Source organism: Bacillus sp. FSL K6-0268, from assembly GCF_038005425.1.
Classification (GTDB): Bacteria; Bacillota; Bacilli; order Bacillales; family Bacillaceae_G; genus Bacillus_A; species Bacillus_A thuringiensis_S.
Genome location: NZ_JBBOTF010000001.1, coordinates 5,076,705 through 5,090,267 on the forward strand (window position 1 = coordinate 5,076,705; position 13,563 = coordinate 5,090,267).

Here is a 13,563-nt window from a genome sequence, read left to right on the forward strand (position 1 = left end):
ATGAAACAAGTACAAACAAAAAAGGATTGGAAAAAACTTGCATACGACGTAGTGGAAGAAAAGATGATTACGAAAGAAGATGCAATAGCGATATTAGAAGCTGATGATACAGAAGTTTTAGAAATTATGAATGCAGCTTACATTATTCGCCATCATCACTTTGGTAAGAAAGTAAAATTGAATATGATTATTAATACGAAATCTGGATTATGTCCTGAAGATTGTGGATATTGCTCACAGTCTATTATTTCAGAAGCACCAATTGATAAATATGCATGGTTAACGCAGGAGAAAATTGTAGAAGGGGCACATGAAGCAATACGCCGTAAAGCAGGTACATATTGTATTGTAGCGTCTGGTCGTCGTCCGACGGATAAAGAGGTAAATCACGTAATTGGAGCAGTTAAGGAAATTCGTGAAACGACAGACTTGAAGATTTGTTGTTGTTTAGGTTTCTTAAATGAAGATCAAGCAGGACGTTTAGCGGAAGCAGGCGTGCATCGTTATAACCACAACTTAAATACACATGCAAATAATTACGATAGTATTTGTTCAACGCATACGTATGATGATCGTGTTGATACAGTTCAAAAAGCGAAACAAGCTGGTATTTCACCATGCTCTGGAGCGATTTTTGGCATGGGAGAAACAATTGAAGAGCGTGCTGAAATTGCATTTGAATTACAACGTATAGATGCAGATTCTATCCCTTGTAATTTCCTTGTTGCTGTAAAGGGGACACCTCTTGAAGGGCAAAAAGAGTTAACGCCAGTAGAATGTTTAAAAGTACTGGCAATGATGCGTTTTGTAAACCCAACAAAAGAAATTCGTATTTCAGGAGGACGTGAAATCAATTTACGTTCTGTACAGCCAATCGGTTTATTTGCAGCAAATTCTATTTTTGTCGGGGACTACTTAACGACAGCTGGACAAGAGCCGACTGCGGACTGGGGTATGATTGCAGATTTAGGATTTGAGATTGAAGAATGTGCATTATAAGATAGATGAAAAAGCAAACTTGTAAAAGGGTTTGCTTTTTTTGTAAATAAAATGTAATAAATAGTTGTGAACGCTTGGTATTATTGGTTTTTGAGCGAAAAAAAGAATTTTTGTGGACGAATTTTCCAAGCCCTAGTTGTACATAGTAAATATGTAATTTATATTGGGTTGGAGGATTTTACATGTACAAATACATATTAGCGATTATGACTTGTTTAATTTTAATAAAAGCAATAAGTTCTGATCCAGTTAAGGCTGCTGAAAATCCTGAACAAAAAGAGATGCAACAAAGAATCGAACAACACTTTCGAACGAAAGCTGAACATTTTGGATTGAAAACGGAAGGAAAAGATTTAAAGGAAGTTAGAAAAGAAATTACTATTATAGAAGAAGCGAAAAAAAGAGAGAATGTATGGAGAACAGCACAAGCTCTTCATATAAAAACAGAAGGAAAAACGATGAATGAATTAATAAAAGATGTACAAAAAAAGGTGAAAAAATAAAAAGAGGCCGCAGCCTCTTTTTTTATGCCCATTGTTTTGATAAGTGAGCCATTTCAATTGCAGCAACAGCTGATTCATATCCTTTATTACCAGCTTTCGTACCTGCGCGTTCAATCGCTTGTTCAATTGTTTCTGTCGTTAATACGCCGAAAATAACTGGGATGTCCATTTGTAGTGATAAAGACGCAACACCTTTTGCTACTTCATTACAAACGTAATCGTAGTGAGTTGTAGCACCTCGGATTACAGTACCTAATGTAATAACAGCATCATACTTTCCGCTACTAGCCATCTTTTTAGCGATTAAAGGAATTTCAAATGCACCAGGAACCCAAGCAACATCAATATCATTTTCTTCTACACCGTGACGCTTTAATCCGTCTAAAGCGCCGCCAAGTAACTTACTTGTAATAAATTCATTAAAACGTCCAACAACAACTCCAACTTTTAATCCTGTACCAACCAAATGACCTTCGAATACCATAATAAATCTCTCCTTTAATTATAAGTTTAGTAAGTGTCCTAATTTGTTTACTTTCGTTTGTAAATACGATTTATTCTCTTCTTTTGCTGGCGTTTGCAACGGTACACGCTCGACTACTTCTAAATCGTAACCTTCTAAGCCAGCAATTTTTCTTGGGTTATTCGTTAATAATCGTAAACTTTGTAAACCTAAATCTTTTAATATTTGTGCACCGATACCGTAATCACGAAGATCAGCAGGGAAGCCGAGTTTTTCATTTGCTTCTACAGTATCGAATCCTTCTTCTTGTAATTTATAAGCACGAAGCTTATTAAGAAGCCCAATGCCTCTTCCTTCTTGTCTCATGTAAAGAAGAACACCTTTTCCTTCACGCTCAATTTGAGCAAGTGCTGCATGGAGTTGTGGTCCGCAATCGCAGCGATGTGAACTGAATACATCTCCTGTTAAGCATTCAGAATGAACACGCACAAGTACCGGTTCACCTATTGAAATATCACCTTTTACAAGTGCGATATGTTCTTTCGTATCTAATGAGTTAGAATAGCCAATTGCGTGGAAAGTACCGAAATCTGTAGGTAATGTAATTTCCACCTCTCTCGTCACAAGTGTTTCATGATGGCGGCGGTAAGCAATTAAATCTTCTATTGTAATCATTTTTATATCAAATTGTTTTGCGCATTCTATTAAATCAGGTACACGTGCCATCGTGCCGTCCTCATTTATAATCTCGCAAATAACTCCAGCTGGTTCGGCACCGCATAGCTTTGCTAAATCAACAGCAGCTTCTGTATGACCTGCACGACGCAGGACACCGCCTTCTTTCGCAATTAATGGAAAGATATGTCCAGGTCGATTGAAATCAGTGCCTTTTGATGCGGGATTTAACAATTCTTGTATCGTAGTTGCACGTTCGTGAGCGCTAATCCCTGTTGTTGTAGAAACATGGTCAATGCTCACTGTAAACGCAGTATGATGTGAATCTGTATTATGAGATACCATTGGTTCTAATTGTAGACGTTCTGCGTATCCTTCCGTAATCGGTACACAAACGAGACCACGACCATGTGTAATCATAAAATTAATTGTTTCCGGTGTAATGTACTCTGCTAAAGCAATAAAGTCGCCTTCATTTTCTCGGTTTTCATCATCACATACGATAACGACTTTACCTTGTTTTAAATCTTCTAGAGCTTCTTCAATACGATGAAACATTGTGCTTCCCCCTTATAGAAATCCGTTTTCTTGTAAAAAACTTTCGGTCATGGAACCTACTCGTTTTGCAGGTTTAGTAATAAAGCGTTCGATATATTTACCAATCATGTCACACTCAATATTTACGATATCTCCGGCATTTTTTTCTCCAATGACAGATTCGCTTACTGTGTGCGGGATGAGTGAAATCGTTATGGAAGCTTCGTCTATATCAAATATCGTTAAACTCGTTCCATCAACAGCAATGGACCCTTTATGCAAACAATAGTGTAGCAATTTATCAGAAATTGCTATTTTATAATAGACGGCATTGTAATGTTGTTTTTTAGTTAAAATCGTTCCGATGCCATCAATATGTCCTGAAACGAAATGTCCACCGAATCTTCCATTTGCAGACATTGCCCGCTCTAAATTTACTTTAGAGTGGGGTTTAAGCATGCGAAGCGATGTCGACTGCATCGTTTCAGGCATTGCATCAACTGTAAATGAAGTAGTTGTAAAGTTTGTTACAGTTAAGCAAATACCGTTAACTGCGATACTATCACCTAAGTGAACATCTGATAAAATTTTCTTTGCATGAATCGTTAATTTCATCGCTTCTCCGCTTTGTTGCATGTTTGCTATCGTTCCTAATTCTTCTACAATTCCTGTAAACATTCCGTCACCTCGTTTCGGGCATTCGCAACGATTTTTATATCATCACCAATTTGTTTCATCTCTTGAATTTTCAAGGAAAGCGCATCTTGTAATTTTGAAAAACCATTTCCTCCAAATAAAGTAGGAGCATCTTTTCCACCAATTAATTTCGGGCTTATATAGGTTACAATTTCATTGAAATTGTTTGTTTTTAAGAAACTTGCATGAATTGATTGGCCACCTTCAACGAATAGAGAAAGAATTTGTTTCTCTCCAAGAAAGGAAAGAAGGTCCTCGATTTCTATATGCTTCGTTTCCATTTGGAATATAGCTATATTTTTAGAATTATAAGAAGATATCTTCTCTTTCTTTACATCCTTACCGATAATAATCCATGTCGGTGCTAAACCATCTGTTATAACATGAGAAGATGGTGGCGTTCGTAAATGGGTATCTAAAACAACGCGAATAGGATGTTTCCCACCATTTGGAATTCTTGTTGTTAAATGAGGATTATCAGCTATAACTGTATTCACTCCAACAAGAATTGCATCATGTGTATGGCGATATTGGTGAACATCAGCACGTGCTTCTTCACCTGTAATCCACTTACTTTCACCAGTTACAGTTGCTGTTTTTCCATCTAAGCTCATCGCTGTTTTGATTGTTACAAAAGGGCGTTTCGTTTTCATGTAGTGAAAAAAGTAGCGATTTAATAAAACTGCTTCTGCTTCAAGAACACCGGTAGTTACTTCAATTCTAGCTTCCTCTAATCTTCTTTTTCCGTTACCAGAAACGAGCGGATTACAATCGAGAGTAGCAATTACCACACGCTTAACTCCTTTTTCGATGAGCAATTCACAACAAGGTGGTGTTTTTCCAAAGTGGCTACACGGTTCCAGTGTTACATAAACGGTAGCGTCTTTGGCGTTCTGACCAGCCATTTGAAGGGCATGAACTTCTGCGTGTTCTTCACCAGCTCGTAAATGAGCCCCCATACCAACGATGTTTCCATCTTTTACAACAACAGCACCAACCATAGGATTTGGACTTGTTTGTCCTGATGTTCCTTCTGCTAACTGCAGGGCAATCCTCATATATTCTTGATCTGTCATTTTCTTCACCTCTCCTAAAAAAATCAAAAAACCCCAAGGATTTAATATCCTTGGGGTTTGGGAGACGTGATTTCTAGAAATATAGTTTGAATACGAAAGCATAGGAAAGAAACCTAACGATAATTGATATTTCTGCATAAGGAAAAAACCTAGCAAAATATCGAATTTTTAAACGCTAGTTGTCTCTTTTTATTTCAGTATAAAAAATAAGTATAGAAAATTAAACATATATAAAGAATCAAAATGAATCTTTAAAAATATGCATACTGAAATAAAAGTGTATTCACTATATAAAAAACTAGAAACATATCCTTCTCCCATCCAGACTATACTGTCGGCCCTAGAGTTTCACTAGATCCACCGTTTTCGAGTTGAAAACGGGTCACGGACTTAGAAGTTTTCACTTCATCACCGCCGGTTGGGAATTTCACCCGACCCCGAAGGATGCTGTTTGCTCAAATTATAGCACAAAAAAAATAAAAGGCTAGTAAAAAATATTCGAATGTGAAGAATTGTGTGAAAATATATGTGGGCTGGAATGGAAATAAAAGTATTAGAAATGTTGTAAGGAGAAGGGATACAACGGAGTTGCTAAAAAGAAAAAAACATGCACAAAAAAATGTGCATGTCACATGTAAAATTATTCTGCCTCTGGTGCTCTAACAACGGACTCGAATTTACCTTTATGCGAAGCGTCGCAATAAGGCATATTTTTTGATAAACCACAACGGCATAAAGAAAATGCCGGTTTTGCTGGGAATACATTCCCTTGTGAGTCGACTAATTCCACGTCCCCTGTAACGCGAAAAGAGCCATTATCATTTACTTTAATTTGTACTTTTGCCAACGTTATCCCTCCTTCCCAAACGCTTAATTTCATCATATAATCAAGGGAAGTGCTTGACAATATAAAAAGAGCACTTTGTTTGAGAAAGAAGAGAGTGTTATAATAGTTTTCATAACTGACTAGAGTAAGGTGACGAGAGATGGATAAACAATTACATACATTACGAAACATTGCAAATGAGCGCACGTGGGCATCATTTTTGAATGATAATCATCCATATAGTTTGTTACATTGGTCCATTGCAGGTGTAGGGCAAGAGGCAAAGGATGTTTGGTTACTTCAAGATGAAGTAACATTTCAAACGACAGAATTCCCAACGTTAGATGATGCAATGCAATGGATTTCTGAAAATATGGAACAAGTTACAGACGTTTTAGCGCAATAAAAAAACAGGCTTATGCAAGCCTGTTTTTTGTTTCTTTCACATATGTGTTTAAAAATTGATCGATGGCTGCTTCGTACTCTTCTTTATTTTCGTTATAAGAGCAAGCGTGTGCACCACGTTCTGCAATATAAAGTTGTTTATTGTTTTCTTTTGCTTCATATAGTGATTTCGTCATATCAGCTAAAATATAATCATCATCTTTACTATGAATAAAGAGGACGGGATTGTTAATATTTTTTATACAATCAATTGGTGAAACTTCGCGAATCGTATAACCGTCACGCACTTTTAAAAAAGCATTTGCTAAAGGTAATAAAGGCCATTTTGGTAAATGGAATTCAACCTTTAAACGGTGCTGTAATTGTCCGTGAAAATCAGAGAAAGGACAATCTGCAATATAGAAATCAGCACCATCTTCTACAAGTCCTGCGTATTGAAGAAGTGTTGCAGCTCCCATAGATTCACCATGAATACCGAGTGTTATATTTGTTCCAAAGCGACTTTTTAGCCAGTCAACTACAGATTTTAAATCATGTTTTTCATAGTATCCATAGCTTGTTGTTTTTCCGCCAGTTTTACCATGACGACGATGATCATAAATAACGACATTATACCCTCTGTTTAAAAATAACCTTGCATATTTTACAGAGTTCATTTTATTTACAGTTACGCCGTGACAAAAAATCATAAACTTATTGGAATGACCAGCAGGAATGTAATAGCCGTGAAGATCATATCCGAATTGTGAAGGAATATGAATTTCTTCTTTATGAAGAGCATCAAAATCTTCTATACGAAAATGTTTTTTCGTTTCTCTTTCGAGTACTTCTTCCTCTGTTTTTTTCTTTAAATACATCACTTTATTTGTAAAGAAAATCCCAAGGGCTGTTATCGCACCTAGTACAGTAAACAATGCTGCAAAAAAACGTTTCATACTTTACCTCATCCTCCAAATACCGTTACATGTGATACACTTATATTGTATCACAATGATATAAAAGGGGAGAAATAGGAAATGGTGCATATACAAAAAATTACGCCAACGATGAAAGAAACAATTCGAATGTTTATGTGTGAGAACTGGGGAAGTTCATTGATGGTTTCACGTGGTAAGGGGCATCAATTAGAAGAGTTGCCAGGATTTGTTGCGTTTTCTAATGACAGAATAATCGGAATTATAACGTATGAAGTGACTGGAAATATGTGTGAAATTATATCGTTAGATAGTATTGAAGAAAGAAAAGGAATAGGGAAGAAGCTTGTGGATTGTGTATTGCAAGTTGCAGAAGAAGAACGGTGCAGGCAGGTTTGTCTTATTACAACAAATGATAATATGAATGCGTTACGATTTTACCAAAAACGTAATTTTGTAATGACTAATTTATATGTGAATGCGGTAGAGGAGGCACGAAAAATAAAGAAAGAAATTCCACGTATTGGATATGATAATATCCCAATTTTACATGAAATTCAGTTGGAGTATCGTTTAGTGAAATGATGTAACAATTTTCAGAAATATGAGTTATTAATCTTGACGGATAGTGTAATTTAGGTTACCGTAAAATTGTAATCTATTACCATATTAAGGGGTGACGATGTGGCAACTATACGTGATGTTGCAAAATTGGCAGGTGTTTCAGTCGCAACCGTTTCACGAGTTATTAATGAAAAAGGATATGTTCATGAGGACACAGTAAAACAAGTAAAGGAAGCAATTGAAGAATTACGTTATAGGCCAAACAGTGCAGCGAAGCCACTATTTAAAGAGAATTCAACGATAATTGCATTACTTGTAGATAATCTATATGACCCATCAAACATCACTTTGCTACATTGTATTGAGGAAATAGCATATAAAGAAGGATATCAAATCATTGTTTGTAATATAGAGAATAAAGATAGATACATATATATGTTGAAGGAGAATAACGTTGCAGGTGTTATTTTAACAAAATCCGTTTTTAAAAGTATAGGAGAAATTCCATTTCCGTTTGTTGTGATTGATGAGCAACAATCACATGGAAATTATTATGAAAGTGGACAGAGGGCTGTTTCTTTATTAAAAGAGAAAGGGTGTCACTTTCTTGCATATTTCGGTGAGGGAGAAGAAAGTGAAGAAATGGAAGATCATATAGCAGGTTTTTTAGATACTGTTTGGGATGAAGGAATCTCTTATCGAGAAGAATGTGTACAAGGGTATACAAATAAACAGTTTATTACATTATTGCGAAACAATCCGTATATAGATGGAATTGTAACCTCAAGTGATCAGATTGCTATTGAGTTAATTCGGTCAGCAAGATTTGTAAATATACATGTACCAGATAAATTAAAAATTGTTGGACCGAATGGGAGCATAGAGTGTGAATGGATAGGTTCATCACTACCGGCAATTGAAAGCTATGTCAAAGATAACGGAAAAGTAGCTTTTCAACAATTAAAAGGAAAAATAAAAAAGTAAAAGGTGCGTTTTATACGCACCTTTTTATAATGTAATTGCGGCAATAAAGCCAAATATAAGTAACGGTATATTGTAATGTAGAAAAGTGGGTACACATGTATCCCATATATGATGGTGCTGACCATCAGCATTTAAACCGGATGTTGGTCCGAGGGTACTATCTGATGCTGGAGATCCTGCGTCACCTAGCGCTCCGGCTGTACCAATAATTGCAATTGTAGCCATCGGACTAAATCCAAGCTGAATGCACAGAGGTACAAAAATTGTTGTTAAGATAGGGATGGTTGAAAAGGATGAACCAATTCCCATCGTAACGAGAAGTCCAATAACAAGCATAAGAAATGCAGCGAGTGGTTTGTTATTTCCGATTATATGTGCACTCGTTTGCACCAGAGATTCAACATGTCCTGTTTTTCGAAGAACAGCGCCGAATCCAGCGGCAGCAATCATAACAAAGCCAATAAAGGACATCATACGCATTCCGCTTGTTAATATCGCATCTGCTTCTTTAAGTGGTAGACTACCACTTACTGATAAGACGATAATACCTGCTAAAGCACCGAAAATCATTGATTCTGTTGTTAATTGAACAGTTAATGTAGCAATGATAGATAATAACCCGAAAGTAATGCTACGTTTTGTATAGGGAACGATCTCATTTTCGGTAGTATGAATTTGTTCTGTTTCATACGTACGAGGTTTTCGGTACGTAATGAATACCGCTACACATAATCCAATAATCATACCGAGTGCTGGAATAGTCATTGCTTTTGGAATAAGTGTGACATCAAATGTAAGACCGCTTTGCGCAGCGTTGGTTTGCAATACGTCATGATAAATTTTTCCGAACCCTGCAGGGATCCACATATAAGGAGTAATTAATCCAAATGTAATAATACACGTGACAAGTCTTCGATCCACTTTCAGCTCATTTAATACTTTTAAAAGTGCTGGAATTAAGATGGGGATGAAAGCAATGTGAACAGGAATCACATTTTGTGAGAAACAAGCCATCGTTAAAATAATGAATAAAATAAGTATTTTAGAATAAACTTGTTTTTTCGTGTCTTGTTCATTGCCAATCCATTTTAATGCAGTTTGAATCATAGCATCTGGAAGTCCTGTTTTGGAAAGGGAAATAGCGAAACCACCAAGCATTGCATAACTTAAAGCGATTGGAGCACTGTTTCCAAGACCAGTTGTAAAAGTGTTAATCGTTTCTGAAATACCGAGTCCGCCGATAATTCCGCCTGTTAAAGCTCCAACAATGATGGCGACAATGACCTGGACACGTAACAAACTAAGCAATAGCATAATTGCTACTGCGACGAGTACAGCGTTCATAATAAATGTAATCTCCCTAAATTTTTATTCTGTTAAGACAAGTAAATATGAAACATTTTGCTATGTTTATACATACTTGCGACATATTATTATAAAATGTTTTCTATGAAATGTAAAAGAGCCTTTTGTTACTAATGCTGAAAAGCTAGCTCTTGTTTAATTGATTGCAAAGAATTGGCGAATAATTCTGGTTCTTCTAGATCAGGAGAATGTGCTGAATTTGGGAACCAAATCATTTTTTTTATAGGCGCTTCAATAATATCGCAATATTCCTGAACGAGTGCATAAGGAGTTTGATAATCATAGCGACCAGAACAAAAATAAACTGGAATAGATAAACTTGAGATAGAAGAAAAGAAATCGATTGTCAGCATTTCTTCCCATAAAACGCCAGATTTTAAATTTCCTGCGAGAAACTTGAACCAATCTAATAGCGTATATTCAGGAGAAAAGAAACCTTTTCGTATGAAAGAAAAGGAAGATCCGTTTTGGATTGCTCCTCCGAATGTGCCAAGCCACTTTCTTTGAATAATAAGACGTCTCATATCTAAAAATGGTGGTTTTCCTAATTTTAAAAGGGAAGCTAATGCTTTTTTATGATCATGTTTTTTTGCAGAACTAATTAAATGTTGATATAGCAATTCTTCATTTTGTTTCATATGTACAATTTGCCCAATACCGATGTAAGCCTCGATATACTTTGGATATTGATGTGCTATGTTAAGCCCAATAATACTTCCCCAAGAATGACCAGCGAGAAATAGTTTTTGTTTGTTGAACCTTTTAAGTGCATATTGAATCACTTCTTTTGCATCGGAAACGAATTGTTCGATTGTAAAATTTGCTCCGAAATCTTTCATTGAAAAAGATTTACCTGCCCCGCGCTGATCCCAATTAATAACAATAAAGTGCTTCTCTAATTCTTTTTGAAAATGACGAATAAATCCGATTTGTGCCATGCCGGGTCCACCATGGCAGCATAATAAAATAGGCTGCTCTACGTTTTGCCCACGCATAAGGAGAGTTTGTTTTCGATTATTAATCATAACGCTTTCTATCGTAGCGATACTATTAGGAATGAGTTGTTTGTTTTCAGTATAGAACTGAGGGGTATAGCTACGCAAAAGCATATTGAAAACCTCCTTTTGTGAAATCGTATGAATCGCACAGGCTATTCATTTTGCATATACTGTTAGAAAATCATTGTAACATACCATACTAGTGTCATTTCAACACGGGAGGAGGGAAATTGTGACGATTGGAGAAATTATAGATGGTTTAAATAGGCGTGAATCCATCGCTATTATAGCAAAACGTCTTGAAATAAGCCCGTATACATTATCGAAGAAATTAAGATTGATTGGATACGAATATGATGGAGAGCAGAAGAAACGTATTTTTGTAGGAGATGGAGAAGAACCACGTCACTTACAACTCCAAGAAGCGACCGCCCTTCAATATGAGAAAACAGATTATCAATTATTAATTTATGAGCAATTACAAAGTATTTATGAATTATTAAGAAGAAGAGAAGAAGTAATTGCACCAATTATGAGTAAAAGTACAGAGAAAAAGAGACGCACCTTTTCTATTAATACAGAAATATTAGCAAGATTGGACCTTATATCAGAATCGAAAGGAATTCAAAAATCTAAAATTGTAGAAGAGGCGTTGCAACAATTTTTACAGCAATATGAATTTAACAAAACATCACATTTTGATAACTAAAGAAAAGGATACTATGTTCATTGGAAGAACGAGTATCCTTTTTATGATGCATATTACGTATAAATACAGGATTAGTGCAAATCTTTTATGGCGTGAAAAATGAAATTTCTTATTAGAGAAACACTTAATTTACTTTTTGGATTCTTCCATCAATAACTGGCTGAATTGGTTCTTTTAATTGTTTTACGTAATCGACTAACGCTTCAAAGTCGTTTGGACCAGTTTCTGCATTTTTACCATTTTTAAATGATATGAATCCGTCACCGCCAGAAGCTAAGAAAGCATTTGCAACTACGCTATACGTTTTAGATGGAGATAATTCTTCTCCGTTTGTTAAACGTATATTTGTAACTTTTTCACCGTTTGGTTTATTTGCATCCCACGCATATTGAATACCTGAAATTTGAAGCATTCTTGTTGTTCCTTTTTGCCATTGCTGATTTAAAATATCGCGAATGTCTTGACCTGTTAAATCTACTTTAATCAATTGATTTCCAAAAGGTTGAATGCCGTATAACTCACCCCACGTAATATCACCAGCATCTAAGTCATTACGAATGCCACCAGGATTCATGAGGGCGATTTGAGTTTGCATCGTTTGACGCTGAGCATCGGCAACTAAATTTCCAAGAGTGGACTCACCAGCATCATTTTGTTTACGGTCGATAGATGCTGTAGATTTTCCGACCACTTCATTTACAAGTGGTGCGATTTTTTCTTTATATTGATCTAGTTTTTTCTTTACTTGTTTATCAGGTTCTACACCTTCATGATACGTTGTAACAACTTCAGCTTTTTTCTTTATAATATCCTTTGTTTTACGATCAATTGTTACATCCACGTCTGAGAAAGCCGTGCCGTAAGAATTTGCTTGGACAATTAGCTTATTATTTACTGTACCATTTACATACGTATGACTATGTCCACCGAAAATAACATCAACTTCTGGGTCTGTTTCATTTGCAATTCGAGTAAGGTCGCCATTTGTTACCCCAGACTCATCGGTTGTTCCACCGACATGAGCAAGAACGACGATAGATTTAACGCCGAGGCGTTTTAATTGTTGTGTTGATTTATTAATTGCTTCTACTTCATCAGTAATTTGTACATTTTTAAGCATCGTAGGCATAACGACATTTGGTGTATCAGTTGTAACAACACCAATGAATCCTACAGGAACACCATCTACCATTTTTACAGTAAATGGTGGTAAAAATAAGCGGCCAGTTGATTTGTTATAGAAGTTAGCAGCTACATAGGGGAAGTTAGCCCCTTTGAAATTCCCTGTTTTTTCATGATATCCACCGTAAATGAGGCGTTTCATTTCATCAATGCCTTCATCAAATTCATGGTTTCCGATTGTACCAACATCAAATTTTAAATCATTTAAAAATTCAATCGTCGGTTCATCCTGTAATAATGCTGAAACTGGTGGACTAGCTCCGACGATATCACCAGCATGTACGAGAAGTGTATTAGGGTTTTGTTTTTTACGTTCTTTTAAATAAGTAGCTAAGTAATCAGCGCCACCAGCTTCTTTATTATTAATTTTTTTAACAGTATCTAGTTGTCCATGGAAATCATTAATACCAAGCATTTGTACGTCTATGTAGCGGTTTTGTTCAGCTGGATTCTGAGATGGGGGAGCGGCAAATACGCTTGAAAAAGTAATAGTGCTTAAAACAGCAACGGCAGGAATAATTTTTTTCCACATAGTTCATTTCTCCTTTTTTATAATCTGACATCATACGACATAATTTTAATAGATTCATAGGATTATAGCTACATAAAAATTTAGTCTTTTCGAAAAATTAACATATTTACAAAAAAATGGATAATAGAGTAAAGA

At 35.8% G+C, this 13,563-nt stretch carries 15 protein-coding genes and 1 riboswitch; of the genes, 6 read left to right on the plus strand and 9 right to left on the minus strand.

The window, feature by feature from the left end:
* Positions 1-999, plus strand: coding sequence for a biotin synthase (gene bioB, locus MHI28_RS26580; RefSeq protein WP_000815836.1), 999 nt, complete (start codon positions 1-3; stop codon positions 997-999).
* A 182-nt stretch (positions 1,000-1,181) separates the two neighbouring features.
* Complete coding sequence (locus MHI28_RS26585; protein WP_000280032.1) at positions 1,182-1,502, plus strand: hypothetical protein; 321 nt, start codon at positions 1,182-1,184, stop codon at positions 1,500-1,502.
* Between the two features lie 22 nt (positions 1,503-1,524).
* Here the strand turns inward: MHI28_RS26585 and ribH are convergent, their stop codons facing one another.
* The 5 genes from ribH to MHI28_RS26610 form a co-directional block, all read right to left on the minus strand.
* Positions 1,525-1,986, minus strand: a complete 462-nt coding sequence (gene ribH, locus MHI28_RS26590) for a 6,7-dimethyl-8-ribityllumazine synthase (protein ID WP_000230895.1) — start codon at positions 1,984-1,986, stop codon at positions 1,525-1,527.
* 18 nt (positions 1,987-2,004) lie between these two features.
* On the minus strand, positions 2,005-3,198 hold the full coding sequence (gene ribBA / locus MHI28_RS26595; protein ID WP_000469008.1) for a bifunctional 3,4-dihydroxy-2-butanone 4-phosphate synthase/GTP cyclohydrolase II: 1,194 nt from the start codon (positions 3,196-3,198) through the stop codon (positions 2,005-2,007).
* A 12-nt stretch (positions 3,199-3,210) separates the two neighbouring features.
* Positions 3,211-3,855 carry a riboflavin synthase gene (gene ribE / locus MHI28_RS26600; protein ID WP_000493903.1) on the minus strand — a complete coding sequence of 215 codons (645 nt, stop codon included), beginning with the start codon at positions 3,853-3,855 and terminating at the stop codon, positions 3,211-3,213.
* Positions 3,837-4,949 carry a bifunctional diaminohydroxyphosphoribosylaminopyrimidine deaminase/5-amino-6-(5-phosphoribosylamino)uracil reductase RibD gene (gene ribD / locus MHI28_RS26605; protein WP_000131985.1) on the minus strand — a complete coding sequence of 371 codons (1,113 nt, stop codon included), beginning with the start codon at positions 4,947-4,949 and terminating at the stop codon, positions 3,837-3,839. Before ribD ends, ribE begins: the two co-directional genes overlap by 19 nt.
* Before the next feature lie 305 nt (positions 4,950-5,254).
* A riboswitch (FMN riboswitch) is annotated at positions 5,255-5,398 on the minus strand.
* Between the two features lie 191 nt (positions 5,399-5,589).
* Positions 5,590-5,796, minus strand: a complete 207-nt coding sequence (locus MHI28_RS26610; RefSeq protein ID WP_001151582.1) for a CDGSH iron-sulfur domain-containing protein — start codon at positions 5,794-5,796, stop codon at positions 5,590-5,592.
* A 139-nt stretch (positions 5,797-5,935) separates the two neighbouring features.
* On the opposite strand from MHI28_RS26610, the gene MHI28_RS26615 reads away from it, so the two are divergent.
* Positions 5,936-6,181, plus strand: a complete 246-nt coding sequence (locus tag MHI28_RS26615; protein ID WP_000360793.1) for a DUF2552 family protein — start codon at positions 5,936-5,938, stop codon at positions 6,179-6,181.
* A gap of 10 nt (positions 6,182-6,191) precedes the next feature.
* Here MHI28_RS26615 and MHI28_RS26620 read toward each other — a convergent pair whose 3' ends face one another.
* A complete protein-coding gene (locus tag MHI28_RS26620) occupies positions 6,192-7,115 on the minus strand; it encodes an alpha/beta hydrolase (RefSeq protein WP_000819241.1) in 924 nt (307 codons plus the stop codon).
* A gap of 81 nt (positions 7,116-7,196) precedes the next feature.
* Here MHI28_RS26620 and MHI28_RS26625 point away from each other — a divergent pair, with 81 nt between their 5' ends.
* A complete protein-coding gene (locus MHI28_RS26625; protein ID WP_000233419.1) occupies positions 7,197-7,679 on the plus strand; it encodes a GNAT family N-acetyltransferase in 483 nt (160 codons plus the stop codon).
* A 99-nt stretch (positions 7,680-7,778) separates the two neighbouring features.
* On the plus strand, positions 7,779-8,642 hold the full coding sequence (locus MHI28_RS26630) for a LacI family DNA-binding transcriptional regulator (RefSeq protein ID WP_000201358.1): 864 nt from the start codon (positions 7,779-7,781) through the stop codon (positions 8,640-8,642).
* A gap of 24 nt (positions 8,643-8,666) precedes the next feature.
* On the opposite strand, the gene MHI28_RS26635 is transcribed toward MHI28_RS26630, so the two are convergent.
* The gene (locus MHI28_RS26635) at positions 8,667-9,986 is read right to left on the minus strand and encodes a Na+/H+ antiporter family protein (RefSeq protein ID WP_000994811.1); all 1,320 of its coding nucleotides are present in this window, start codon (positions 9,984-9,986) and stop codon (positions 8,667-8,669) included.
* A gap of 131 nt (positions 9,987-10,117) precedes the next feature.
* Entirely contained in the window at positions 10,118-11,116 is a 999-nt protein-coding gene (locus tag MHI28_RS26640) for an alpha/beta fold hydrolase (protein ID WP_000926820.1), read from the minus strand.
* Positions 11,117-11,237: 121 nt separating this feature from the next.
* On the opposite strand from MHI28_RS26640, the gene MHI28_RS26645 reads away from it, so the two are divergent.
* The gene (locus tag MHI28_RS26645; RefSeq protein WP_000151934.1) at positions 11,238-11,714 is read left to right on the plus strand and encodes a ribbon-helix-helix domain-containing protein; all 477 of its coding nucleotides are present in this window, start codon (positions 11,238-11,240) and stop codon (positions 11,712-11,714) included.
* Between the two features lie 124 nt (positions 11,715-11,838).
* Here the strand turns inward: MHI28_RS26645 and MHI28_RS26650 are convergent, their stop codons facing one another.
* Positions 11,839-13,428, minus strand: coding sequence for a bifunctional metallophosphatase/5'-nucleotidase (locus MHI28_RS26650; RefSeq protein WP_000265545.1), 1,590 nt, complete (start codon positions 13,426-13,428; stop codon positions 11,839-11,841).
* Positions 13,429-13,563: the final 135 nt, after the last annotated feature.

Coding starts and splice junctions, on each gene's coding strand:
- bioB (WP_000815836.1), top strand. CDS start 1: ATGAAACAAGTACAAACAAAAAAGGATTGGAAAAAACTTGCATACGAC.
- MHI28_RS26585 (WP_000280032.1), top strand. CDS start 1,182: ATGTACAAATACATATTAGCGATTATGACTTGTTTAATTTTAATAAAA.
- ribH (WP_000230895.1), bottom strand. CDS start 1,986: ATGGTATTCGAAGGTCATTTGGTTGGTACAGGATTAAAAGTTGGAGTT.
- ribBA (WP_000469008.1), bottom strand. CDS start 3,198: ATGTTTCATCGTATTGAAGAAGCTCTAGAAGATTTAAAACAAGGTAAA.
- ribE (WP_000493903.1), bottom strand. CDS start 3,855: ATGTTTACAGGAATTGTAGAAGAATTAGGAACGATAGCAAACATGCAA.
- ribD (WP_000131985.1), bottom strand. CDS start 4,949: ATGACAGATCAAGAATATATGAGGATTGCCCTGCAGTTAGCAGAAGGA.
- MHI28_RS26615 (WP_000360793.1), top strand. CDS start 5,936: ATGGATAAACAATTACATACATTACGAAACATTGCAAATGAGCGCACG.
- MHI28_RS26620 (WP_000819241.1), bottom strand. CDS start 7,115: ATGAAACGTTTTTTTGCAGCATTGTTTACTGTACTAGGTGCGATAACA.
- MHI28_RS26625 (WP_000233419.1), top strand. CDS start 7,197: ATGGTGCATATACAAAAAATTACGCCAACGATGAAAGAAACAATTCGA.
- MHI28_RS26635 (WP_000994811.1), bottom strand. CDS start 9,986: ATGAACGCTGTACTCGTCGCAGTAGCAATTATGCTATTGCTTAGTTTG.
- MHI28_RS26640 (WP_000926820.1), bottom strand. CDS start 11,116: ATGCTTTTGCGTAGCTATACCCCTCAGTTCTATACTGAAAACAAACAA.
- MHI28_RS26650 (WP_000265545.1), bottom strand. CDS start 13,428: ATGTGGAAAAAAATTATTCCTGCCGTTGCTGTTTTAAGCACTATTACT.